This window comes from Methanosarcina sp., assembly GCF_028693135.1.
Taxonomy (GTDB): domain Archaea; phylum Halobacteriota; class Methanosarcinia; order Methanosarcinales; family Methanosarcinaceae; genus Methanosarcina.
Genome location: NZ_JAQUVZ010000041.1, coordinates 1 through 25,021 on the forward strand (window position 1 = coordinate 1; position 25,021 = coordinate 25,021).

Genomic DNA, 25,021 nt, shown 5'->3' on the forward strand with positions numbered 1-25,021 from the left:
TCAAAAGCTATTCAAAAGCTAGTCAAAAGCTATTCAAAAGCTAGTCAAAAGCTATTCAAAAGCTAGTCAAAAGCTATTCAAAAGCTAGTCAAAAGCTATTCAAAAGCTATTCAAAAGCTAGTCAAAAGCTAGTCAAAAGCTAGTCAAAAGCTAGTCAAAAGCTAGTCAAAAGCTAGTCAAAAGCTAGTCAAAAGCTAGTCAAAAGCTAGTCAAAAGCTAGTCAAAAGCTATAATATTTGCGCAATATTTATATTTTTTAGCAATTCCACCTAACCTTTTTATGACCCATTCATAATCCATTTGTTTTGGGATGGTTTTATAACTTATTTTATATATTTTGGCGGCGGTTTTGAAGCAGATTCGAACAACCGTCCCCATCAGCAGCTCGCGAGATTTCCCCACTTCCCTCAATTTCCTTCCCGAATTGCACTTTGGGAGCAAAAGATTAAGTGTTTCCATAAAGATCCTGGATAATTTTCAGGACTATTTTTTTGAGAGCAGGAATATCATCTTTTATGGTATCCCAGACAGCATTGATGTCCACACCGAAATAATCGTGGACCAATTTATCTCTCATGCCTGCTATTCCTCTCCAGTGGATCTGCGGATATTTATCTCTCAGAGACTTTGATAGGTTTTTAGTAGCTTCACCGATTATCTGGATTTGCCTGATAGTCGCATCCTGAAAAAGGCTATTTGATAGGAACTCTTCTTCAGTAAGATCTTCGGTATATTTTTCAATCAGGGAAACTGACTGGAGGATGTGACTGAGATATACTCGATCGTCCTTTTTCATTCAGAGATCACTCTGGCTTCTTTTTTAATACCATCAATCAGGTAAGGACTTATCGATTTCTCAGTAAGCAAATCGACTTTTATGCCCAGGTAGTCAGAAAGCTCCAGTTCTATATTTACCAGAGTGAGCAAGCTTTTCCGTTCGGCAAACTCAACCAGGACATCAATGTCGCTTTCTGGTTTCTCTTCTCCCCTAACGTAAGACCCAAAAACAGATACTTTAGTTGCTCCATATTTTTTTAGAAAGGAATAAATTTTGCGAAACAGATCTTCCCTTTCTTTCACAGTGTGCATGTTGATATATCTCGTTTTTTTTCAATTTAAATCTATCCCGCCCGAGTTTCGCTTCGGGAGCACGAGGTCCTTTTCGCTGCGCTCAAGAGGACTGAATTTTAGATTTTTCTTACCCATAAAACGTAATTCGCTGTCTCTCGTCATTTTTGTCACGCTCGACGCAGGAGAGCGGCCTTTCAAACAAAGAAGAAACAGAAGAAGACAGCCTATCCACATGCACCGCCCAAGCCATAGTAGGTATTAGGAAACTCTTATACCCATCATTGAGACACTACCCGCCAACCCAAGCCATACGTTCTCAAACTCTAGAACCCCGATTTTATACCTTAGATCATGTATAACAGCCCTATAATCACACGTTATTGAAAACAAGTACATGCCTAAGGCGACAGGGCATAATTCATCAAACAACGTACTCAAGGAAAGTAACATTGAGAATTTTCACTTTCCCCCTTCCGCACAAGCCGGATAGGGGTGCGGGCAGAATGCGAAAGGGGGAAGAGAAAGTGAAAAATGGCATACAGAATAGGATTAGGGTTAACTCTACTGTAGAATTTTACTTATTAAATAATCATGAATTGTATTCATTTAGTGATTCTCCAAAAAGCTTTTGATTGAATTAATTACGATAGTTTTTAATTTGATTGATCCTAACTAAAATAATAGCATGGGTGATATGGACGCAGAAAACACGGATGCATTGAGTGAAGACAATGCTCTGGAATTATTTGAGCGAACAATAGAAATCGAGCCGGAGAATGCATTTGAATGGATCAGTAAAGGAACTGCTTTAAGCGACCTTAAAAAATACGAAGAGGCTTTGAAAGCATTTGAGAAAGCGATAGAGATAGAGCCGAAAAACGCACGTGCATGGATTAATAAAGGAAATGTTTTAGACGACCTTAAAAAATACGAAGAGGCTTTGAAAGCATTTGAGAAAGCGATAGAGATAGAGCCGGAAAACGCATGTGCATGGATTAATAAAGGAATTGCTCTAGGTAACCTTGAAAGATACGAAGAGGCTTTGAAAGCATTTGAGAAAGCGATAGAGATAGAGCCGGAAAACGCACGTGAATGGATTAATAAAGGAATTGCTCTAGGTGACCTTGAAAGATATGAAGAGGCTCTGGAAGCATTTGAGAAAGCGATAGAGATAGAGCCAAAAAACACAACTGCGCGGAATATTAAAGGAAATGCTCTAGGCAGTCTTAAAAGATACGAAGAGGCTCTGGAAGCATTTGAGAAAACGATAGAGATAGAGCCGGAAAACACAGCTGCATGGATAAAAAAAGGAATTGCTCTAGGTGACCTTGAAAGATACGGAGAGGCTCTGAAAGCATTTGAGAAAGCGATAGAGATAGAGCCGGAAAACACAGAAGCATGGATTAATAAAGGAAATGTTTTAGACGACCTTAAAAAATACGAAGAGGCTCTGAAAGCATCTGAAAAAGCAATCGAGATAGAGCCGGAAAACGCACGTGTATGGATTTGTAAAGGAAGTATGCTAGCCAACAATTTTAAGAAGTACGAAGAGGCTCTGAAAGCATTTGACAAAGCGACAGAGATAGAGCCGGAAAACACAACTGCATTGGCTAATAAAGGAATTGTTCTAGGTAACCTTAAAAAATACGAAGAGGCTCTGAAAGCATCTGAAAAAGCAATCGATATAGAGCCGGAAAACACAACTGCATGGATTAGTAAAGGAAATGCTCTATATGGACTTAAAAAATACGAAGAGGCTCTGAAAGCATTTGACAAAGCGACAGAGATAGAGCCGGAAAATGTAAGTGCGTGGATTAATAAAGGAATTGCTCGAGGTGACCTTAAAAAATACGAAGAGGCTCTGAAAGCACTTGAGAAAACGATAGAGATAGAGCCGGAAAACACATATGTATGGATTAGTAAAGGAATTGCTCTAGGTAACCTTGAAAGATACGCAGAGGCTCTGAAAGCATTTGAGAAAGCGATAGAGATAGAGCCGGAAAACACAGCTGCATGGATTAATAAAGGAATTGCTCTAGATAACCTTAAAAAATACGAAGAGGCTCTGAAAGCATTAGAGAAAGCGATAGAGATAGAGCCGGAAAACGTAGGTGCATGGATTAGTAAAGGAAATGCTCTAGGCGGTCTTAAAAGATACGAAGAGGCTCTGAAAGCATCTGAAAAAGCGATAGATATAGAGCCGGAAAATGTAAGTGCGTGGATTAATAAAGGAAGTATTCTAGCCAACAATTATAAGAAGTACGAAGAGGCTCTGAAAGCATTTGAGAAAGCAATAGATACCAAGCCAAAAATTGCACTTGCATGGGTTAATAAAGGAATTGTTCTATATCAACTAAAAAGATACGAAGAGGCTCTGAAAGCATCTGAAAAAGCAATAGAGATCAGGCCGGAGAATGTAAAGGCATGGAATATTAAAGGAAATGCTCTAGGCAGTCTTAAAAGATACGAAGAGGCTCTGAAAGCATTTGAGAAAGCAATAGAGATAGAGCCGGAAAACACAGAAGCATGGATTGATAAAGGAAATGTTTTAGACGACCTTAAAAAACATGAAAAGGCTCTGAAAGCATTTGCGAAAGCGATAGAGGTAGAACCTGAAAACACAGAAGCATGGATTAAAAAAGGAACTGCTTTAGGTGCTCTTAAAAGATACGAAGAGGCTCTGAAAGCATTTTGGAAAGCGATAGAGATAGAGCCGGAAAACGCAGATGCATGGGTTGGCAAAAGCATTGTATTTTCCAGTCTAGAACTATATGGTCGTGCTTTGGAAACAAATGCAAAAGCACTAGTATTTGAACCAAAAAATAAAAATGCATTAATAAATAAAGCGGTTGTTTTTCAAAAGCTTAAAAAATATATAGAACACCGAGAATCACTAGAAGATGCATTTAATATAGATCCGAATGATCCTGTTATAAATAATTACTTAGCTGAATATTACTTAACTTTCGGAGACCTTAAAAATGCTTCAAAATACGTAGAAAACTCTCTTTTGGTAGATAAGAAAGACCCATTCTCTTTAGGTCTTAAAGGCAAGATCAAAATTGAAGAACAAGATTATGATAAATCAAGTGCATGTTTTAAAAAAGCTATTTCTTCGGATATAATGAATCCTAGTTATCTGTTATGGAATTCTTATGCAAAATACTTAAAAGCAGAACTAGAGTTTGCAGGGGATGAAAAAAAGTATCAAGATATGATACTTGCAATCATAAGGGAACTTGAAAAAGTAGATACATGCGGTTCTCAGATAAATAAGAATAACATAAAAGTGATTCCTCATTGGTTTATAAAAGTGGTTCCTCATTGGTTTATAAATTTTGTTATATTCACAATAAAACTTGCAAAAAGAACTTTGATTTACTTAAATAGAAGTGAAAAATGGACAGTAAAAATGTTAGCAGGAATGAACTTGTTGTTAAGTAATCTAGAAAGTCCAAAGATTATAGCATACAACTATTATTTCTTGGGTTGTTTCTACTATAAAATTAATGATTACTTTACAGCAGTCGAGTATCTTAAAAAATGCAAGAACTTAAAATCAGATTCTCATGTCAAGAAATCTGCTCACGATACTCTTGACAATATATGGAACAATAAAGTAAGACCTTCAATCTGGGACTGGTGGTTATATTCACCCATAAACCGTTTGACTCGAAGGTTCGCATTCGTAGCACTTATTTTTTCTTTGTTTGGAATTTTACTACCGTCGGTAGTGAATAAAATTATTGATTTTGCATTGATACAGTTTTCAAATATATCTGCTTACAAGCCATTGTCATATTTCCCAATTATCGAGCCAGCCATGTCTACGATTAACCGTTACTTCGATAGTTTTTTTTCTTCAATTAACTGGCAAGAAAACACAATATCACCTACTTTTCTGGTTTTGATTATAATTTTTATTCTAGGATCACCTATTATTCAGCACTTTAAAGGTAGCCAAATAGAAATAGAAATACGCCCACCACCAGCTTTCGAATTCATTCCAAGTTTGATTGAAAGAAAACTTAAAGATTTAGAATTTAGTACGCCCACCTCTAGCTTTCGAACTCATTCCAAGTCCGATTGAAATAAAACTTAAAGATTTAGAATATGATAACCTCGATATGAAATTTTACATTGCGATGTAAAGAACTGCTTATATCAATATAGAGAGAGTATGTTAAGTCATCCAGATCTTAAAGTCCTTTCAACTAACTTTGTCAAGGTATCGGTTCAAGTTTTATCGCTATGCGGAAATATAAAGACGGGTCACCAGTACCATGAAACATACGCCACAGATTTATTCGATGCAGGAAAACGTAATCGCCGTTTCTTTTTGCGCCGAGCAAACCTTTTAGCATGAGTAGTCCTACAGCTACAACTTTCGACAGAAGACGACGGATGCAAACTATAAGAAATAGGAGAAGGAGTGAAAGATGTTTCGAGAATAGGCTCATAGAGCCAATACTCAAAAATAAAAGAAGAAACTCCAGATTTATTAATAACTTTGATAGTATGCTCCTCAATTCGCAACATACCAGAGGATATCTTTTTTAGCATAGAATAAGTAAGAGAAGGTACACTTTGAACGAATGTCCAAACCGGTTTACTTACTCGCAAGCGAATATAATTATAAAAGGTAGACTCAGACTTACAAACATCACTTAACAGCTTATTGTCATACTCTTTCATGCAGACAGATCTAGGCTGAGTATAAACGCTATGGTGAGTAGTTTATTTTTCACAGTCAACTAGAGACTTTGAACTCTTGCCAGATCCGAGCAAGCCGGTTTCTTTACGCTCTTTACTCCATACCAAGTCAGGCTCTTCATCTTTGCTAGTATCACACCGCCAGACTTTGGAGCATTCCCAATCTTCACACTCTTGTATTTCAGGCTTCATTATTTTTGAGAAATTTTGAGAGCAGCCATGATAACTGGGTTTATTGATACAATTTCCTTGAAACTTTGTTTCTAATATCATTTTCACAGTCCCACCTGTGAACATTTTAGACTCTCTTTTTATTTATTTTTGGAAGGGCCACCAGGCAAGCTGGCGGAGGCGTCTTATTTTCCCAGGAAGATGCGAACTACATTTGCCTGACAGATATCGCCCGGTACAAGAACCCTGATCATACTGATGACCTCATCCGCAACTGGATCAGAAACCGAAATACTGTGGAATTCCTGGGTATGTGGGAACAGCTCAATAAACCGGATTTTAATCCCGTCGAATTCGACGGGGTTAGAATGCAGGCAGGTTTGAACAGCTTTACTCTGACCCCCAAACAGTGGATCGAAAAGAACGGAGCTGTTGGGATCATTTCCAAAACAGGACGCTACAGCGGCACTTACGCTCACAAGGATATCGCATTAGAGTTCGCTTCCTGGATATCCGTCGAATTCAAACTCTACCTCATCAAGGAGTTCCAGCGGGTTAAAGAAGACGAAAACCGCCGCCTTTAGCTTGCATGGAACCTCAACCGCACCCTTTCTAAGCTTAATTACCGCATTCACACAGATGCCATCAAGGAGCATCTCATTCCTCCGGAGATCACACCTGCTCAGGCAGCTATCACCTATGCCAACGAAGCCGATGTACTTAATGTCGCTCTTTTCGGGAAAACAGCTAAGCAATGGCTTGACGCCAACCCTAAACTCTAAGGCAACATACGCGACCATGCCACCGTGGAGCAGTTGCTCGTGCTGGCTAACATCGAGGGCATGAATGCTGAGTTTATCCACATGGAACTGGAACAGGTAGAACGCCTCAAGCGCCTCAACCAGATAGCTATCCGCCAGATGCAGACGCTCACCACCCGTGTTGACGCCGCCCGTCTTCCCACAGGCAAAGAGGAGAAGCCATGAACGACATTCTGCTAGAACCGACGCATAATTCTCGCTTTACCACGCTAATGGACCGGCTCATGCCAAAATGGCAATTCTACAGGGATAAATTGAATCAGTTACCTGTCAGCCATGAGAACTGGATTTATTGATACAATTTCCTTGAAATTTTGTTTCTAATATCATTTTCACAGTCCCATCCGTGAACATTTTAGACTCTCTTTTTATCTCTTTTTATATATTTATAGATCTTTTGGGACAGTGTTCCCAGAAAAGCTGGCGGAGGCGCTCTATTAATTGTGGATAATAATCCGGCTTCCCGGAATAAGGGAATTATTTCTCAAGCAGGTAGAGGATTTGAATGTCCACTTATTGTATACTCGCGTCTCTTGCACGCGAATAATAAAGCATAGATCAGTGTTTAACTGGAAGTGTTTTTTATATAAATTAGTAAACTTCAATCTAAAAAGACATAAAGGTCCGTTGATAGAAAAAGTTTAATACATTAGAAGATAAATTTCAAAGTAATCCGGGGAAATGGGGGTTCAAATTCTGGACATAATGCTAAAACTTCAGGATGCTGCCAGCAGCCTGCAGGACGTTGTTAACAGCCTTAATCAGAGCCTGCTTCAAGGAAAAAATAAAGAGGAAGAGGAAACCTGTCCGCACAGGATAAAGCAGACGAAAAATCGGAAAACGATTGCTATCAACTGCAAGGAGTGTGATGCCGGGTCTTCACTTAATGATTCTCACTGCAGGAAGAACATCTTCGGCATCCTTCAAAAAGAAATTCATGCCGACTGTCTTGTACTCTCAAAGCTCTATGAACGGGACTACGAAGGAAAATCCCTGGCTTTGCTTTATGCTCTGGCAAGCTTCAAGGGAACTATTGCAGCGTACAGGAGCACTGAAGTTGTGCCTGAAGCGTGTTCCCGGCCCGAGAAAAAGGAGTGCAGCCTTGAGAGAAAAGAGATAATTTCTACCCTTGCCGAAACCGTGGAGACTGACCCTTTAAAAGCCCGGCTGGAGTTGAGGGAGATTATTCAGGGGAAAATTCAGGGGAAAATGACTGGTAGAGTTCCGGATACAACTCCTATCTGCCTGGCATGCTCTGAGTGTTTTTACAGCGTCCTGAACGAAATCGAAGAGAAAATGTCTGGTTTTCCTGAAGTTCCTGTCATCAAAAAGTCCGGTTACAATCTGGCAGCGGGCTGGTTAGAAAATGTGGAAGAAAAGGTAAACCGTTCAGAAGAAAAAGCAGGGAAAAAAGTAAAGGGAACAATTGGAGGAAAAGCAGGAAAGAGATCCGGAAACCTGATCGAAGACATATCTGGAGAAGTAAACCCTGCCTCTTTATCCGGCCTGGTCCCTCATTCAGTTCCGAGTGCTGGAAAGAAGAAAAAGGGCAAATTTGCAAATAATTTCACAGATTCTACAGACAATTTTTTCGACTATGAAAGCAGGATCAAATCTCACGTCAGGCCGCCTTTTTCCAGTTCGAGAATTTATACCGAGGCTCCTGAAAATACTGAATTTCTTGAATGTTATGACATTAACGGCAGGGAAGGAAGAAACCTCGAGGTCTCTATTTACCGCTACACCGACAGGCCGGAAAAGCTGTACATGCTCAGGCCTCCCGAGTACAACCTGCGGCAGGAGGAACTCAGGCTTCTTGAGGTAGTCCGGAAAAGGATGATCAGGCACAGGCCAAAAGACCTCGCCTTTGCAGACCCGACCGGAGCCAGGGAGTACTTCAAACGCATGGCAAAAGACCTGCTGGGCGAAGAACTGCTGGAAAGCGGGAAAGCCTGCGGTCCGGATGAACTTGAAAGCTATGCCGACCTCCTTGCAAGGTATACGAACGGGCTCGGGATTTTAGAAGACCTCCTTTCTGATGCCGGGATAACAGACGTATACATCAATGCCCCTGCAGATACGAATCCTGTGCACGTTGTGATGGATGGGGAGGAATGTACAAGCAACGTATTTCTCTCGCAGGACGACCTTGATTCTCTTGTCTCAAGGTTCAGGACGATCAGCGGCAGGCCCTTTGGAGAGGCTATTCCTGTGCTTGAACTCAACCTTGAGGCTTTCGGGGTAAGGGTATCCGTAATAGGAGACCCGCTCAGTGCAAACGGGCTTGCATACGCCTTTCGAAAACACTCCCTCACCCCCTGGACCCTGCCGAAACTGATCAATACAGGCTCGATTTCTCCTTTTGCAGCCGGGTTTTTAAGTTTCCTTATGGACGGGCAGGCTTCAATCCTTGTTGCCGGAGAAGTGGGAGCCGGAAAAACATCTCTCCTATCGGCAATGCTGCTTGAAATCCCCCAGAAGTACAGGATCCTTACAATCGAAGACACCCACGAACTTCCGACAGAACAGCTCCAGGAGCTTGGCTGGAAGGTACAGGGAATGAGTTCCTATTCTTCGGTTCTCAAATCAGGAGCGGAAATGAGCCCTGAAACCGCTCTTCGGGCTTCCCTGAGGCTTGGGAGTTCTTCTCTGGTGCTGGGGGAGGTCCGGGGGCCGGAAGTAAAAGTGCTCTACGAAGCCATGCAGGTCGGAAATGCCGGGAACTCCGTTATAGGGACCATCCACGGCTCATCCGTTGAAAACGTATACGAGAGAATCGTACACACCCTTGGAGTTCCTCCCGCTTCTTTCAAAGCGACCGATGCGGTGATAATATGCTCAGGCATCAGGCCCGGTGGGAGCATGAAAAAGATAAAACGGGTGAGCCAGATTGCAGAAGTGACCAGCACATCGATAGAAGACCCCGAACCTTCCGAGCTCTTTACCGATATCATGCATTATGATGCCTCTCAGGACTGCCTGCTTGCAGGAGAGGTGCTCGAACAGGGGCAGTCCGAACTTATAGGAAAGATTGCCCGGAAATGGGGGATTTCCATTGACAGTGCCCTGAAAAATATCGAACTCAGGACACGGATAAAAGAAAAGATAGCAACTGAAGGGGTTCGCAGTCCATTCCTGCTTGAAGCCGAAGCCGTAAGCGAAGCAAACAATATGTTCTGGCTGCTTTCGGATTCCATTAAAGCAGGCGATCGAGCTGGTTTTGAAACAGGTCCCGACTCTATCTCAGGAGCCGATCTTGAAGAGCTTTACAGGCAATGGGAAACCTGGTTTGAAAATTTTGCCCGGATACGGGCCGGAACAGGAAAACAGAGGGGAACAGAAAACCAGGAAACGGGAAACCAGGGAACAGGAAAACGACTATCAGAAGAAAAACAGCTGCTAGAAGAAAAACGACTGTCAGAAGAAAAACAGCTGCCAGAAGAAAAAATAACTGTCTGAGGCCAGAAAAATGGAAGAAAGCAGCTGGTACGTAAGAGCCTGTAAAACCACAACAAAGCAGTGGGGATGGACTGTTCAGGATCCGGATGCATTCAGCAGGAAATGCGAAAAAAGCGTGAGCCCTGAGTACAGAGACGCCCTCCGGTTTACCGGTTTTGACCTTGAAGCCTTCGAGACGGTGTTATTTTCTTACGTGGGGACGTTTGTAACCTTAATATTACTCCTCGGGATAGACCTTTTCCTTCTTCTGTCCAGAAGTTTTGAATCCCGGACTCTTTTCATTATGGGAACCCTGACCTTTATCATTCCTCTAATAGTCCTTTGCTACCTGAGCGAGTATGTGAAGATAAAGGCAGGCTTTATGAAAATCTCCTCCCTTGGAGATATCCCGGAAATCCTGAGTTATATCATCATGTCAATGAAGCTGGTCCCGAATCTTGAACATGCCGTACTCTTTGCAGCCCGGAACTCCGAGAGGCCGCTTGCCACGGACTTAAAAAAACTGACCTGGGACCTGAATTTGAGGCTCTACAGCAGTATGGATGACGCTCTCCTCTCTTTTGCCGACCTGTGGGGCAGAAACAGTGAATACTTCAAGCGTTCCCTGCACCTGATCAAAAGTTCAACTGCCGAGCCGGATGAAGCCCAGAGAGTCATTACCCTGAACCGCGCTCTTGACATCAGTCTTGAAGGCACTGAAAGCCTGATGGAATCTTTTGCAGCAAAGCTGAAGACCCCAAGTTACGTGCTCTACTCAATCTTCATCCTGATCCCTCTTGCCCTGGTAGCTCTCCTGCCTGCGGTCACGGTTGTAGGGATGAAACCCGAGATTACAGACCTTGTCCTCCTTTACGATTTTGTATTTCCTGTCCTTGCAGCAGTCTACTCAGAATATATCCTGATGCAGAGGCCTGTTGCCTTTATTCCCAGGCATATTCCGGATTCCCATCCCGACCTTGCAGATATAAAGCAGAAAAAGCGATTTGCCATACTCACCGGAGTCCTGGTCTGCGTCCTGACAGCTCCTCTGGGATATCTGCTGCTCGCGGCCGGAAACCCGGGAGGAATAGTGTCTACAACTCCTCTTGGAGGCTATCTCCTCCCTGCCCTTCCTTTAGTTGTGGGAGGCATTGCAGGGATCTCAATTTACCTTTACTTTTCATCTATTCCGTACAAGAAGATCAGAGACAGGATAAAGCAAATGGAGCAGGAATTTGCAGATTCCCTTTTTGTGCTCGGCAGAAGGATTTCAGAAGGAAAAGCCCCTGAAGAAGCCTTTGCCCACACTGCCAGAACCATGGAAGGCTCAAAAATAGGGGAAGCCTTTGAGGAGATTTCCATGAACCTTGTCAGCATGAGGACGAACCTCAAAGATGCGATCTTTGACGACGAATTTGGGGCTTTCAGGCACGTGTATTCGGAAAGAATCCGAAATACCATGCTCCTCTTCACGGAAAGTGTCCACAAAAACCATGAAGCTGCAGGAGCTTCAATTGTTAAGCTTGCAGATCACTTAAAAGAGCTCAGTGCAGTCGAAGAGCGCATAAAGAGTTCCCTCTACGACGTTACTTCAACAATGCGTTCTACCGCCGCAATCTTTGCCCCTCTTATTGCAGGAATTACCCTTGCCCTTTCCGAAGTCATTACAAAAATCCTGAACCAGGTAGCAGAAAGAGTCAGCAGGGTACCCGCAGACCTGTCCGGAATGCCTGTCGAAATCAATCCTGAAACTTTTTCACAGTCCATTCCTCCGGACCAGTTCCTGCTTGCAATAGGGGTTTACGTTGTCCTTATCAGTGCCATCCTCACGCGCTTTGCAGGAGCCATAGAATATGGAGGCGACCGGATGCAGCTGAAATACGACCTCTCCTGCATGCTCCCGATTACAGTTATTATTTTTGCGGTTTCGGCTGCTGCGTCAAGGATTATTTTCAGCGGGATGGTATAGAGATTGAATAATTGCTGGAAAATGACTGAAAAAGAGCTGGAAGAGTCAGGAAGTAGCTGAAAAGATAACAAATAAGGTAATTATTCAGCCACTGATAAAAAAGTATTTTTTCAGCAAAATGCTGCAATTCTCATGATAATAGCGGCGTTCCATTGAGCGCTGCTAGAATAGCATCCATGACATTCAGGTCAGCCATTCTGAAAATCTCTTAAAATTTCAGAAATATACAAATCTAGAAAAGCATTTAATATTTATTAACAGATTAAGAGCATGGACAATGGTTTTTCAAGTTATGGTTCTAGTACAAGTCATGCTATCCAAATGATACCTGAAGAATTCATTATTGCAACATTCATAATTTTCTTAATAGTAATTATCTTTATTTTTTATTATAGCAAAAAGAAAAAATGACATTGTTTTCAATCGGACATTTGACCTAAATCTCACTTTTCACAGATGTTCTTTCAATTATCATAATTGTTCATGCTCTCGTTTTTGCTGAAAACCTTCCTGGTTACTCAAACATGTGTTCTTGAAATATCCTACAATTTTCGACTTTTTGCCTTCATTGAAAACTTCCAGCACCCATTTCCCGAAGCTTCAGCTGAGATAATAACAGAAGTCACATTAACAGAAGTCACATCACGGAACTGAAGTACGACCTCTCCTGCATGCTCCCGATTACAGTTCTTATCTTTGCGGTCTCAGCTGCTGCTTCAAGGGTTGTTTTCAGCGGGCTGGTATGAAATTGAATTAAATTAGCTGGAAAAATAAGAAAGAAGATGAGGGGATTTAGCTCCCCTTTTTGTGTTTCTCACTGAAGCAGACATTTAGCCTCTTTTTTACTTTCTTCTATACAGGAATACTGCAAGCAGACCGACTAACCCATAAATAATTCCAAAGCTTGGCGAGCTCATACTTTCTTTCAAACCAGTATCTAGTTTAGATACAGGTTCCTCACTTTCCGCATCAGTTTCATTGATCTCCTTGGTCTCTGACTCTCCCGAAAGGATTGTTTCCATCCTGGGTTTCAGATTTCCATCTTTGTCCCATATTCCCCAGTGAGCACCCTGTGGACCTTCGTAATTAGCTTTCCATGTTTCATCAAAAGCTTCAAAGTAAAAGTATTGAACGTTATTCTTACGTGCCCATGATACAAAATCGTTGAAGTATCTTGCAGAGTTTTCCGGGGAAGGCACGGCACTTTCAATAGTATTTCCTGCACTGGGCCACCCGGTTTCAGAAACAATAATCGGCTTGTTATTTATTTGATCAGCTATACTCTTATAGACATTATCCTGCACTTCTATTGCAGAATCAATGCTCGTACCCTCCCAATAGGGGTAGCTGTTATACATGACAACATCACATTCAGCCATTACCCTGGGGTGATTAAGAAGTTCACTGTACGTATCTGCTGTTGTAACATTGATACCGGGTACTGCCTGTTTAACGCGCCTGATATATTCAATAAGCTGGTCTTCGGAAAGATCATTTCTTAGCAGTGTTTCACTACCTACGATAGCAAGATCCACATACCCATTCTTAGATTCATTGATCAATTCGTTTATCTGTCTATCATTTGCCTCAGTGTCACTACTAAGCCATGCACCAATTGCGGTCTTGAGCCCCAGCTCATGAGCCACCGGACCAATATATTCCAGACCGTTCTCCGTGCCATAGGTCCTTATCCAGGTAGTGTGCGGAGCTATAATCGTCAGACGCTCTATGACCTGTTCTCTGTCCACCTTGGACCCATAGTTCGGGTTCTGCCCATCTATATAGGGACTGAAGTCGATGCCGTAGAGTTTATCGCTATTCTGTGATGATGCAGAGAGTTGAGTTAAATTCTCAGAAGAAATCGAACCTGTTCCCGTGCTTCCGGAAGTTTCTCCAATGCATAGAGCAAAGAAAATTGTGATTACAGCAATAGTCAGGATTACGCTTTTTTTTATTTGTTTATTTCCCAACAACTTCTTCCCTCCTAAAAAGTCAAAATTAGCTGGTATCTCAAAAACAAATCTTAGTAATTAGTTCAAGAGGTACTATTTAGATATGGTGAAATTTTACTGAAAATCCCAAGTTAGTGAGCCTTTAATAACATCTTGATTGGCATTATTTTAGGGGAGAAAACGGCTACATAGATGTATAAAGGAAACTGACACAATCAAACAAAAAGAAAGTAACATAGGATTTGTTTGGTAACTTTACCTCTACTTCCAAAATATGTGAAACAAATAGAAAAGTTTAATTCTAAAAGAAAAATTACTACATAGTTGTAAAGTCAAGAATATCTGGCTGTTTTCTGAAAGGTACAAAAACAATACCTTTACTTTTCACCTTAGTTTATCCAGATTTACCTTTACTTGACAATGTTCATTAAAACCCACCTTCCGCAGAAGTCCACAAAAATATCACCTATTTTCCCAATATGGCAGTCGTTTAAAAACTAATTACCCCTATAATGAAAAATAGTGGACAAATCGGTAAATGAATTCTACATCTGTGTACATCTACGGGATGTATGTTAAAAGTTTATCAGGAAAATATTGTTTATCTTGAAAAATACTGTGGAATAGAGGAATCAATAGTTTATTGACTTTATTTAGCATGAAATTACTCGTGTGTACTTTCATTTTTTGTGCCGGTTATTCGGGAATTTCATGTGCGTTTTAGTGGTTAATGGTTATAGATTATTATTGTCATGACAAATTGAATCTGTAACACAAATTAGAGATTGATACCTCTATAGACATCGTTTTTAGGGGTAAAGTGTCGCATAATTAAGTTGCTCAGACGCTAGTTGAATGAAGTGCTTCTTGACGCTAAAAGATCAGGCTATGTGAATGAGGAATCTATATGGGCATTATAAGATGGATTATACAATGGATTTTAGAACATGGGGATTTTGTAGGATCCGTGATTGCAGGCGCACTAATTGTGATATTTAAGGCAATGTATCAGTATTGGAATGACCCTGCAACTAAGAAAGTTGACTTTAAACAATTTATAAGAAGTTTCTCGACTCCAACGTCTTTTCGGAGTTCTCTATTAATATTTATTCTGGGTGTATCAGTCTCTTTTGCAGCAATAACTATAGTTTACCCTGATCCCATACCCGAACCAGAAATAAATATTACTTATACTTCAGATACGGCCAATATTACGGAGAATATAACTGGAACTGCAGAATATATTCCCACAGGAGATGAAATCTGGATTTTTGTTCACCCCCATACAGTAAATAAATATTACCCGCAGCGTAGTAGTGCAGTTATTCAAAATGGAGAATGGTCACTTTCAGCAGGTATAGGTTCCGAAAGTGATGCTAGTAAGAAATTTGACATAATAGCCGTGCTAGCAGATACAAAAGCTCAAAAGGAACTCAATACCTATTTTGAAACATGCGAAGAGACTGGCGAATGGCCCGGGATGGATAAAGTTCCAGACAGTGCTAAAGAATACGACAGAGTTACAGTAATCAGAGAACCTGTAACTAAAAACCTAGATCCAGAAATACAAATTACTTATCCTGTAAATGGAGCCAAAGTAGGTATTAAAGAATTTATCAAAGGAACACAAAAAAATATTCCTGACGACAAAGCATTATGGGTAGTTATTTTCCCTTATGAGTCATATAACTACCATCCGGTTAAAGAAGTTAATATCCAAGATGATGGCTCAGATTTTACAGTTCCCATCACTATAGGTACAGAAGAAAATTCGGGTGAAATGTTCGATATAATTGCCGTGTTGACAGACAAGGACGCTCAAGAGGTGTTCACAAATTATCTTGAAACAGCTGCTGAGCAACAAAACTGGCCAGGGATAAGTAGTCTTCCAGAAGGCGCTGAGGAAATGTACAAGGTTACAGTAACAAGGAAATAATAACGGAATTTCGAAGCTTTGATTTACCTATTTATCCATAAAAGCCGCTTGTTTACAGCAATTTGTGAGGCAATCGAAAAAGTAGTTAAAGTACCAAAAAAATATGATGAAGGGAACCGGATCTCTTCATCTTTTATTTTACTACAATATGAGTATTATTTCACCTTTTTTTCCTTTCTTCTATACACAAACACTGCAAGCAAACCGGCGATCCCATAAATCATCTCAAATCCCGGCGCGCTCGCACTTTCTTTTGAACCAGTTTCCTGTTCAGCTTCAAGTCCTTTACTTCCCGCATCGGTTTCATTGACCATTCTGGTCTCTGATTCAAGCTTTACTCCAGTTTCATGTTCTCCAGAAGTGCTTTTTGCCTCCCCTGTAATAACAAAGGACGAGAATTCCGGGGTTTCGGCTGTGAAATACAGGTACGTGTCATCTTCCCTTGATAAGCTGGCTGGCAGTTGCTCCCACATCTTATCACTGTATGAGTTCAGGGCTATAGAAGATTGGTCTATCTTTTTATCCTGTATCCAGTCCTTTTCCACCTTGAAACAGACTGCAGGGTTTTCGATGTTATTTGAGGTTGCAACTCCTCCGTTTCCGACCCAGACATTAAAGAACTTGTAGACCTCACCTGCAGGCAATTCAGAAACCAGAGAGGATTTGTCTTTCAGCATCTCGGCAACGGTTGTGGTTTTGCCCAGAGTCCTCTTTGCGTCAAAGCTCACATACACAACACAGGTTGCGTTTTTTGCGAAATCAAACTTTACCTCTTTGCCGTTTGTAATGAACACCTGGGAAAGTTCCTTTACCTCAACATTTTTTGCAGATTCGGGTGAGCCCCCACCCCCGCCACCACTGCTTCCGCTGCTGCTGTGGCTACTCCCTCCACTGGAACTGGTAACTTCTGGATCTGTAATGTCTGCTGTAACGACGATGTAGTCTGGTTTTGTTACTGTACTGTTACCTGTGGCATTTTCCACAGTCAGACTGATTGTGTAAGTCCCTGGCGTTGTAAACGTGTGTGTTGCATTCATGGCGTGTTTTGAATTGATACCATCACCGAAATCCCAGAGCCAGGAAGTTGGTGCTTCGATAGTCCCGGTATCAGTGAATAAAACAACCAGAGGTGCAACACCAGAAGTTACATTCGCAGAGAAATCTGCCACCTGGGCTTCAGGAGCTGTGACCGTTATATAATTGTATTTTGTTGCAATAGCCATCCCGCCGCGGGCATCCATGTATAGTGTTACGGTATACTTTCCGGGCTTTTCGTAGACATGCGTTGCATATGGTGTTGCAGAATCATTGCCGTCCACCACATAGGTTTGAATGACTCCATCTCCGAAATTCCATTCACGCCATATGGGATAGTTTGGAAGCTCAGCATCCAGGTCGTCGACGAATGTCACCGTTAGCGGGGCATTTCCAGATGTTACATCGGCCGAAAAATATGCATGGGTTACAGGCTCGTCCATGATCCCGACGAGTACGTAACCGTATTTGCTTGTTGTATTGCTGCCAATAGAATTAGCTACGGTTAAGTTAACAGTATATCCGCCCATAGCAGTGTATGCATGTTCCGGGTTTTGGGCTGTTGAAGTGCCACCGTCCCCAAAGTCCCAGAGCCAGGAAGTAGGCGACTCGGTGCTATTGTCGATGAACGACACGGTTTCATTTATGGAAATTGATCTTCCATACTCGCTCATTTGCTCTGCCTGCGGAGAAAAGAAATTCGCGACCGGTGCATGTGAAGGAGTGACAGTAATACAATTTAATTTATTCACTGTGCTACTGCCAGCAGCATTGGTAACTGTTAGACTAACGTTATAAGTTCCCGGACTCGTGAATGTGTGTGTAGCCGTTCGGGCATGCTTTGAGGTAATCCCGTCTCCGAAGTCCCAGAGCCAGGAAGTTGGAGACCCACCAGTGCCGGAATCAGTAAACAACACTACCAGAGGGGCATTTCCGGAAGTTACATTGGCTGTGAAGTCGGAAATAGGTAATACTGAGTTATACTTAGCTGTGAGTGGTAGATAGTCATAGTTCTTTTCAGATATTGCATAAGCTGAATCTGCAATACCATCTCCATTTGCATCAATAGCAGTCTGAGAGAACCCAGTTCCATCCGGCTTTGCCCAATAATTACCTCCAATATATGATCCACCAATTATGTTTGTACCCACAGTGAGTGAGTTGTTCCAGGTATATGTGTTTTCAAAGTCTCCAAACTTTACATTCACTGTGTTATTGAAATAATTATTATAGGCTCCTTTAGTTTCTAAAGAACCAACCACTTTAAGCCCACAGTCTGAGCAGTACATTATTTTATTTCCAATTAAATTTGCACCACCGGTTTCTCCGGCTACTACTCCTACACCACAATTTGTGATTTCGTTGTTTTCTATATCATAAGATAAGCCAGAAACATGTATTCCGACATCACAGTTGTTTATTTTGTTACCACTAATAGGTGGTACATATCTTTCATCATAAACATAAATTCCTATAGGACAATTTAAAATTTCATTGTTTGTTATTTCATTGTAATCACCACAACATGATACGTCTATACCAGTACCACCAGTGATTTTGTTTCCAGATATAATAATACCAGAACTCTCAGATCCTACGCCAATACCACCATTTTCAATAATGTTGTTTGTTATCTGGCTCATATTGTTTAGATAATATTCATTATCACCTAAAAATGCGTTATTAACGTAAACACTGCCATCTATATCAAAGCCAGTTAGTGTTATGCCAACATTGCTTAGAATGATAGTTGCCATAGTGCTGTTTGCTGGTTCAATAAACACGTTATTTGTTTCTGGTTTAATTGTTAGCCTTGCTTTTGAAACGTTTATGTTTTCAACATAAGTTCCAGGTTTTATTATAAGTACATCTCCAAGTTCTGCACCATCTACAGCTTCCTGTATTGTAGAACTTGATCCACTTCCGTTGCCCACTATAATATCTCTTGCCGATACTGTAGATGGTACTCCCACCAGGAATATCAAAGTAAAAACTATAAATAGAGTTTTACTCTTCACTTTATTTCCCCCACATAGCCACTATCTTTCAAAGATAGTGCAATACATCCTGTACTATCTGTTTCAGTCTACCCACTTAATGTTTCAGTCTACCCACTTAATTAGATAATTTTAAATTAATAATATCACATTTCTTTAAATATGAATTATATTTATTGTTAATTGCACATCCTATAAATAACCAAACTATGCCCTTAATAATAATTCAATAAGTAAAATTCCTTCTGACTTTTGCTACTTACCAACTTTGATTCAAAATTAGAGTGGGCGAAGACAGAAATATGTAAAAATGTAAAAATGTAAAAATATAAAAAATACAAAAATGCAAAAAACACCAGAAACAACTTTTATGCAGTATCTTCTCCGATAATAAAACTGATTTAAAATAAAGTTAGAAACATAGAAAGAAGCTGAAGAAAAGAGTAATAACCGAAAAATAGAAAGAAATTGAGAACAGGAAAAATTAAGAAAACGTGGGATGAGCAGAGAAAAGAGTAAACGAAGTGCAGCTCAGACGATCTCTGCTACCTTCTTTTTCGACGCTTTAAACACTTCTTTTGCCCTTGATTCGGTAAGCCCGGCCCCCATTGCAATTTTCAGGGCGGTTTCATCGGTGATCAGGTTCTCAGGGGCATGGGTATCGGTGTTCAACACAAGCGTTGCCCCGATTTCGAGGGCAAGCCTGGCAACATGGCCATTTGTCCTATTGTGCCCGTTCCTTGCAGTGATCTCAAGAAATACATTATTCTCTGCCGCAGTCCGGACGTCTTCTTCCGAGATCAGGCCGGGGTGAGCCAGAATATCTACATACTCGCAGGCAACAGACGCTGCATTTGTCCCGGGAGCGACAGGCTCTGAGATGGTTTCTCCGTGCACGACCACGATTTCCGCACCCAGATCTTTGGCTTTCTTTGCAATAGGAGCAATCTTCCTTGGAGGGACATGCGTCAGCTCGACTCCGGACAGGACACGGATATCCCATTCATTTTCCAGGTACTTTGCTTTCTTTGCAGCCTCAAGAAGCTGTTCGAGGTTTGTATAGTCTGCGTGGTCGGTAATTGCAATAGCCTCGTAGCCGTGAATAACAGCCCGCCTGACAAGTTCGCTGGGGAGCAGTTCCCCGTCACTGAAAATTGTGTGAGTATGAAGATCAATCAACCGGATCACCGTGTTTGAAAAAACTTAGACTTTTTCCACTATTATATAGATTTTCCCTTACAGAGATATAGTTTCCCCATAAGGTATATTTCTGGCACTTATTAAGGACTTTTTAAGTACCCTCATGATTCTAAGGATTTATTCGGTTTTTTCAGGATTCCCGGAGTTTTCAGGATTACCAGAGTTTTCAGGATTACCAGAGTTTCCAAGCCTTTCTGCAACATCGGCAAAAGCAAAATTCGGTTTGACATCTGTTATACTGATCCTGACCTTTTCCCCTACTTCAACTTCCTTTACGAAGACAACGAACCCTTCAATAAGCACTGCTCCATCTCCACTTGAGCCGAGCTTCTCGATATCTACAATGAAATTGTCTCCTTTCCTGAGGGGAGCTGTAAGGAATTTCTTTCCGACAACGTAGATCTCCGCACTTTGTGATCTGGATGCTTGTGGGGAATACGCCTTGACGTGAACAAAGTTATCCCTGACTTTGTCCATGTAATCTTTGAACATATCACCCTGAAAGACCTTTACCACAAAGTTTCCCTTTGGCTTGAGTATCTTCTTTGCACACTCAAGGGCCGAGGTTGAAAGCTCAATTGACCGCGCATGGTCGTAAGACCAGTTTCCTGACAGGTTGGGGGCTGCATCACAGAGCACCACATCAGCTCCTTTAGCCCCGACAATCTGGATAATTTTCTGTATTGTCGAGTCTGCATTTATGTCGCCCATAATGGTCTCGACCCCTTCAATTGAAGTGATCCTCTGCAGGTCCACGCCCAGAACCTTCCCTCCGGAAAGCTCTTTTGCGACCTGAAGCCACCCCCCCGGAGCTGCACCTAAATCAACAACCGAGTCTCCCCGATTGATAATTTTATGTTTATCATTGATCTGTTTAAGCTTATAGGAAGCCCTGGACCGGTACCCATCCTCTTTTGCCTGGTGATAATAATAATCTCTTCTATCTCTTGCCATTGCTTACCTTCCCGCACTGAAAGCTCATATAGCTTGCGCAAAAATCTTATTGTTAACCAATTGGCAACAATAAATTTAGATTAAATATATACTTAGATTTATATATAATTAGTGTTCTTCGGAATTGGTGAAGAATAAACAGATTTTCCTGCATATGCTTTAGAATAACTAGCTAAAAATACATGTAATCGTGTCTCATCCAAAACTCGCTCTCGAAGATCCTCTCCGAAACATGTTTTAGAAGAGTGGTTTAAGCAAACAACTGAAGAAACTGGGCTCATAATGCATGCACATAAAATTAATACTGTTACCATTTTCGGATTTTAACTCTAAGTTTTAGTATACGCTTGCAGGGCAAACTAAAGCCTAAAATGCCAAAATGAAAAAAAAAGAAAATTCTATTGATTATAGAAATGAAAAAAAATTATTTGCTTGTTAGATTAATGTCTCTCCCTGCTACTCCAATTAATTCCCAGTGTGAGTCTCCATAAACAGGATTTGGATATTCATAGTATCTATTTGTGTAAATTTCAACTAATACATTATGTTGTTTTTCTTTCTCGAAGTCAAGAAGATGGCTGTAATGATACGGCTTCAAATACTCTAAAGTGAGAGGTTCTTCATATAAAGGAGTGTAATCCCCTAATGTGCTTGCAGCACTCATCGAACTTATATGGACATAAACTGGTAAAATATCTGTTTCAGGGCTCTCTTCAAGGCTTAGAGACTGCGAATTCTTGTGAAGATAAACAAAATCCATTGAGAGATTTCCTTTTACATAACTATCATTTATCGCCCCTTTATCAATCCAGCTGATATTATTAATTTCGACATTGTTCTCAGGCAGGTCTGACTCAAACGGGAAGTACCATGCGACAATTGTAAGAATTAATAATATGAACACAATAAGCAGGATCTTTAGAGCTTTCAATAGCAATGACTCTTTTTTCAGATAAAATACCGTCCCAATTATTATCAGGATGAGAAAAGCAGGTATCAGTTTATTAGCGGTCAATCGGTCATCTATTGTATTTGAAGATATCTGATTTTCGGACAATTTTTCCGTTTTAATTCCTTTTTCATTATTTAGTAATGTGTTGTTTTCGACAATGTTGCCTGTAGTGTAAATGAGAAGTATGCCATATTTGTCGTTGGAATTTATTTCATTGTTCCGGATAAGAGCACCGTCACCTCTGGAATATATTCCATTTTTGTTGTGTGAAAGCTCGTTGTTCAGGATTCTATTGTTTTTATTTGCATGAAGGAGAGTTAAACCCGAATCTCTATTGAAGCTGAAATTATTGTTTTCCAGCCGGTTAGTCTCCGAATCCCACACAACAGAACCGGTTAATGTATTATTGACAGCACTGTTGTTTTCTATTTCATTATTAAAGGATGAGGTTAAACAAATACCATGTTTATTCTCAGTAACAACATTTTCTTTTACAATACTGTCATTTGTTCTGAACAGGGCTATCCCATAATTTTCGTTAAGGCTTGCATTGTTCCTGGAAATTATATTGTTGTTTGAAGATTCTGCAATTATTCCATATCGATTATTGAAAACCGTATTTTTATTTATGAAGTTGTTATTTGAGCCGGATACATTTATTCCATGCAAACTGTTTGAAAATAGAGAATTACCTTCGATTTTGTTTTCCCGGGAAGAGGAAAGTAGAATGCCGTCTTCGACGTTTGAAACACTATTATCTGATATTTGGCAGTACGAGGCATTGTCCAGATATATCCCGGACCTGAGTTTGCTCTCATTTTCGGCTGTCAAATTGAAACCAACTATGCTGGTGTTTGATGAACTTATGTGAAATATATGATTTGAAGAGTTTGGAGCTTTGACAGTTACATTAAATGAGCTATTGTCTGCAGTTTTTAAGGAAAGTGATTTGTTGATAAACAGGTTTTCAGAATAAATCCCACTGTAAACAATAATGATATCCGTATCATTTGCATTATCGATGGCGTCCTGAATCAAAGTATAATCTGCATTTTTTAATCCTACCGTGATCACGTCCGCAGATACAGGACCTATTGAAAAGAAAAGAAGCAACGTAACCAAAATGATTTTCATTTTCATAAAATTACCTTTTAAGATAAATTTGTAATTTATTTCGGTTGAATATCCCGCTAGCTTGCTGCGGGGTGCACCAGCGAAACTTTGATTGAACTATCTAAAAAATAGGTCGTTATTTATAAGATAATCCCAAAACTCAGAACTGTATCTCCAAGTCCTATTTAGAACAGTTAACCAAATTACCAATAGTTCTAAAAACTTTGTGGCTTAAGAACGAAGGTGGTTTTGGAATGATCTAAATAAACGACGGCATTCATTAAACGTTTACAGTTGGTTATACTACAATGACCATACCATTAGAGTATAAATCTGATCCTCCTACATTCTCATATACGTTCTCTTCGAAATTGAAAAGAGGATTAGATGAGGGATACCAATACATTGTACTTACTCCTGAAACATCATTTGGGTCATTTAGCTTAAAGAATTCACTGTCATCATTATAACCCCTAAGAACGACAGCATGTGCTTCACCCCATACACTTTCTTCTGATAAATAAAATGGTCGTCCTGTATCAATATAGTATTGGGCACAATCAATTACATATGACAATGATCCTGTGTGACTTCTCTTATCTGCATCAATATCTTGGCTTTGTAAGTAATCTTCTGCTTCTGTAGCAGACATTGAACCATAGTCATCCCAAATAGGTCCAAGTTCTGGATTATTACTATTGTAGAACTCTTCCAGCATTGCACAGACTGCAACTCCACATGCCTGACTCGCTTCAGAATAGCTATAACCTTCATCCAAACACAGTTCCCATTGACTTCTATATGGAACAGTTATGTATAGACTGCTTTTCGTGCTTTCTTCTGGAGTAGTACTCTCATACAAACCAACAGATGAACCTTTCAAAATAATATTGTACTCCGTTTCGTTATTAAGGATGGTACCAGCTAATCCACCGTGACCATCTTGATAAAAAATTCCATGTAAACTATACTTATTATTTTCATCCACAAAGTCGGCGAATGTTGCATATCTTTCTATTGCACCTTCATATCTTGTTATGGTTGCATAACCAATTTTCTCATCCCCAACAGTACTATAAATTGGTTTAGCTCCTTCTGGTACATCCCATCCGATAAATTCTTTTTTTGCTTCGCCTTTCAATTTGATTTTTTCTTCTTTTCCATCAAGATTAATCACACCTTCAAGAATAACAAGATTGTTTTCGTCAATAGTACCCGATAGAGAAGCTGTAGCTGATTTTTCACCAGTGATTTTTATGCTTAAGTCAGTATTAGATTATTATTTTCTGAAGGAATTGTCAGAATTCCATCGTTTAAAGTTAAAATAACATGTTCGACATTCGAATTGTCAGATATTTTTTCTGCCTGGGCGCCTACTATTGGTACAAATGATACCAACACTAGTAGTAGTGTAGTAAAAATCATCTTTTGTTTCGATTTTTGCATTTATTTTACCTCATCAGATTTACTCCAGAGGCAAGATTACGCAAAGTTTAAACAATATCAAAGCTAAGTATAGCTTGCCTCCGGGCATCTGTTGTGGAGTTCAGATAACCGGGAAAGCACATTTGAACTCCATATATTCCTTTTTATTGAGTATTTAAAAGTTTTCTGGCCAGATCATCAAACTGACTATTTTTATACATTTTCAAATATTCAATAATCCCCTGATTTTCGATTGTTTGAGAACATGGACAGA

15 protein-coding genes are annotated in these 25,021 nt (G+C 40.4%); 6 read left to right on the forward strand and 9 right to left on the reverse strand.

Annotated elements, in window-relative coordinates:
- Positions 1-445 precede the first annotated feature (445 nt).
- Together PHF18_RS14300 and PHF18_RS14305 are read right to left on the reverse strand one after the other, a co-directional pair.
- Entirely contained in the window at positions 446-796 is a 351-nt protein-coding gene (locus tag PHF18_RS14300) for a DUF86 domain-containing protein (protein ID WP_300104049.1), read from the reverse strand.
- Positions 793-1,089 carry a nucleotidyltransferase family protein gene (locus tag PHF18_RS14305; RefSeq protein WP_300104051.1) on the reverse strand — a complete coding sequence of 99 codons (297 nt, stop codon included), beginning with the start codon at positions 1,087-1,089 and terminating at the stop codon, positions 793-795. The genes PHF18_RS14300 and PHF18_RS14305 overlap by 4 nt, the downstream gene beginning before the upstream one ends.
- A gap of 667 nt (positions 1,090-1,756) precedes the next feature.
- On the opposite strand from PHF18_RS14305, the gene PHF18_RS14310 reads away from it, so the two are divergent.
- The gene (locus PHF18_RS14310; protein ID WP_300104052.1) at positions 1,757-5,161 is read left to right on the forward strand and encodes a tetratricopeptide repeat protein; all 3,405 of its coding nucleotides are present in this window, start codon (positions 1,757-1,759) and stop codon (positions 5,159-5,161) included.
- 1,021 nt (positions 5,162-6,182) lie between these two features.
- Positions 6,183-6,539, forward strand: a complete 357-nt coding sequence (locus tag PHF18_RS18105; RefSeq protein ID WP_367279202.1) for a KilA-N domain-containing protein — start codon at positions 6,183-6,185, stop codon at positions 6,537-6,539.
- Here PHF18_RS18105 and PHF18_RS14320 read toward each other — a convergent pair.
- Entirely contained in the window at positions 6,447-6,818 is a 372-nt protein-coding gene (locus PHF18_RS14320) for a hypothetical protein (RefSeq protein WP_300104055.1), read from the reverse strand. The two genes, PHF18_RS18105 and PHF18_RS14320, sit on opposite strands and share 93 nt — an antisense overlap.
- Between PHF18_RS14320 and PHF18_RS14325 the strand changes: the two genes are divergently transcribed.
- The 3 genes from PHF18_RS14325 (at position 6,819) to PHF18_RS14340 (ending at position 12,183) form a co-directional block, all read left to right on the forward strand.
- Positions 6,819-6,941, forward strand: a complete 123-nt coding sequence (locus tag PHF18_RS14325) for a hypothetical protein (protein WP_300104056.1) — start codon at positions 6,819-6,821, stop codon at positions 6,939-6,941.
- Positions 6,942-7,481: 540 nt separating this feature from the next.
- Positions 7,482-10,235, forward strand: coding sequence for a type II/IV secretion system ATPase subunit (locus PHF18_RS14335; protein ID WP_300104081.1), 2,754 nt, complete (start codon positions 7,482-7,484; stop codon positions 10,233-10,235).
- 10 nt (positions 10,236-10,245) lie between these two features.
- Positions 10,246-12,183, forward strand: coding sequence for a hypothetical protein (locus PHF18_RS14340; RefSeq protein WP_300104059.1), 1,938 nt, complete (start codon positions 10,246-10,248; stop codon positions 12,181-12,183).
- Between the two features lie 842 nt (positions 12,184-13,025).
- Here the strand turns inward: PHF18_RS14340 and PHF18_RS14345 are convergent.
- Positions 13,026-14,156, reverse strand: a complete 1,131-nt coding sequence (locus tag PHF18_RS14345) for a glycosyl hydrolase family 17 protein (RefSeq protein WP_300104060.1) — start codon at positions 14,154-14,156, stop codon at positions 13,026-13,028.
- A gap of 886 nt (positions 14,157-15,042) precedes the next feature.
- Between PHF18_RS14345 and PHF18_RS14350 the strand changes: the two genes are divergently transcribed.
- Complete coding sequence (locus PHF18_RS14350) at positions 15,043-16,071, forward strand: hypothetical protein (protein WP_300104061.1); 1,029 nt, start codon at positions 15,043-15,045, stop codon at positions 16,069-16,071.
- Between the two features lie 155 nt (positions 16,072-16,226).
- Here the strand turns inward: PHF18_RS14350 and PHF18_RS14355 are convergent, their stop codons facing one another.
- From PHF18_RS14355 to PHF18_RS14375, 5 genes are all read right to left on the reverse strand, one after another.
- On the reverse strand, positions 16,227-19,079 hold the full coding sequence (locus tag PHF18_RS14355; RefSeq protein ID WP_300104063.1) for a PGF-pre-PGF domain-containing protein: 2,853 nt from the start codon (positions 19,077-19,079) through the stop codon (positions 16,227-16,229).
- A gap of 555 nt (positions 19,080-19,634) precedes the next feature.
- Positions 19,635-20,282, reverse strand: a complete 648-nt coding sequence (locus tag PHF18_RS14360; protein WP_300104064.1) for a histidinol phosphate phosphatase domain-containing protein — start codon at positions 20,280-20,282, stop codon at positions 19,635-19,637.
- A gap of 138 nt (positions 20,283-20,420) precedes the next feature.
- Positions 20,421-21,257: an SAM-dependent methyltransferase gene (locus tag PHF18_RS14365; protein ID WP_300104066.1), complete on the reverse strand. Its 837-nt coding sequence runs from the start codon at positions 21,255-21,257 to the stop codon at positions 20,421-20,423.
- 424 nt (positions 21,258-21,681) lie between these two features.
- Positions 21,682-23,349, reverse strand: a complete 1,668-nt coding sequence (locus PHF18_RS14370) for a nitrous oxide reductase family maturation protein NosD (RefSeq protein ID WP_300104068.1) — start codon at positions 23,347-23,349, stop codon at positions 21,682-21,684.
- Positions 23,350-23,620: 271 nt separating this feature from the next.
- On the reverse strand, positions 23,621-24,499 hold the full coding sequence (locus PHF18_RS14375) for a C39 family peptidase (protein ID WP_300104069.1): 879 nt from the start codon (positions 24,497-24,499) through the stop codon (positions 23,621-23,623).
- Between the last annotated feature and the right edge of the window lie 522 nt (positions 24,500-25,021).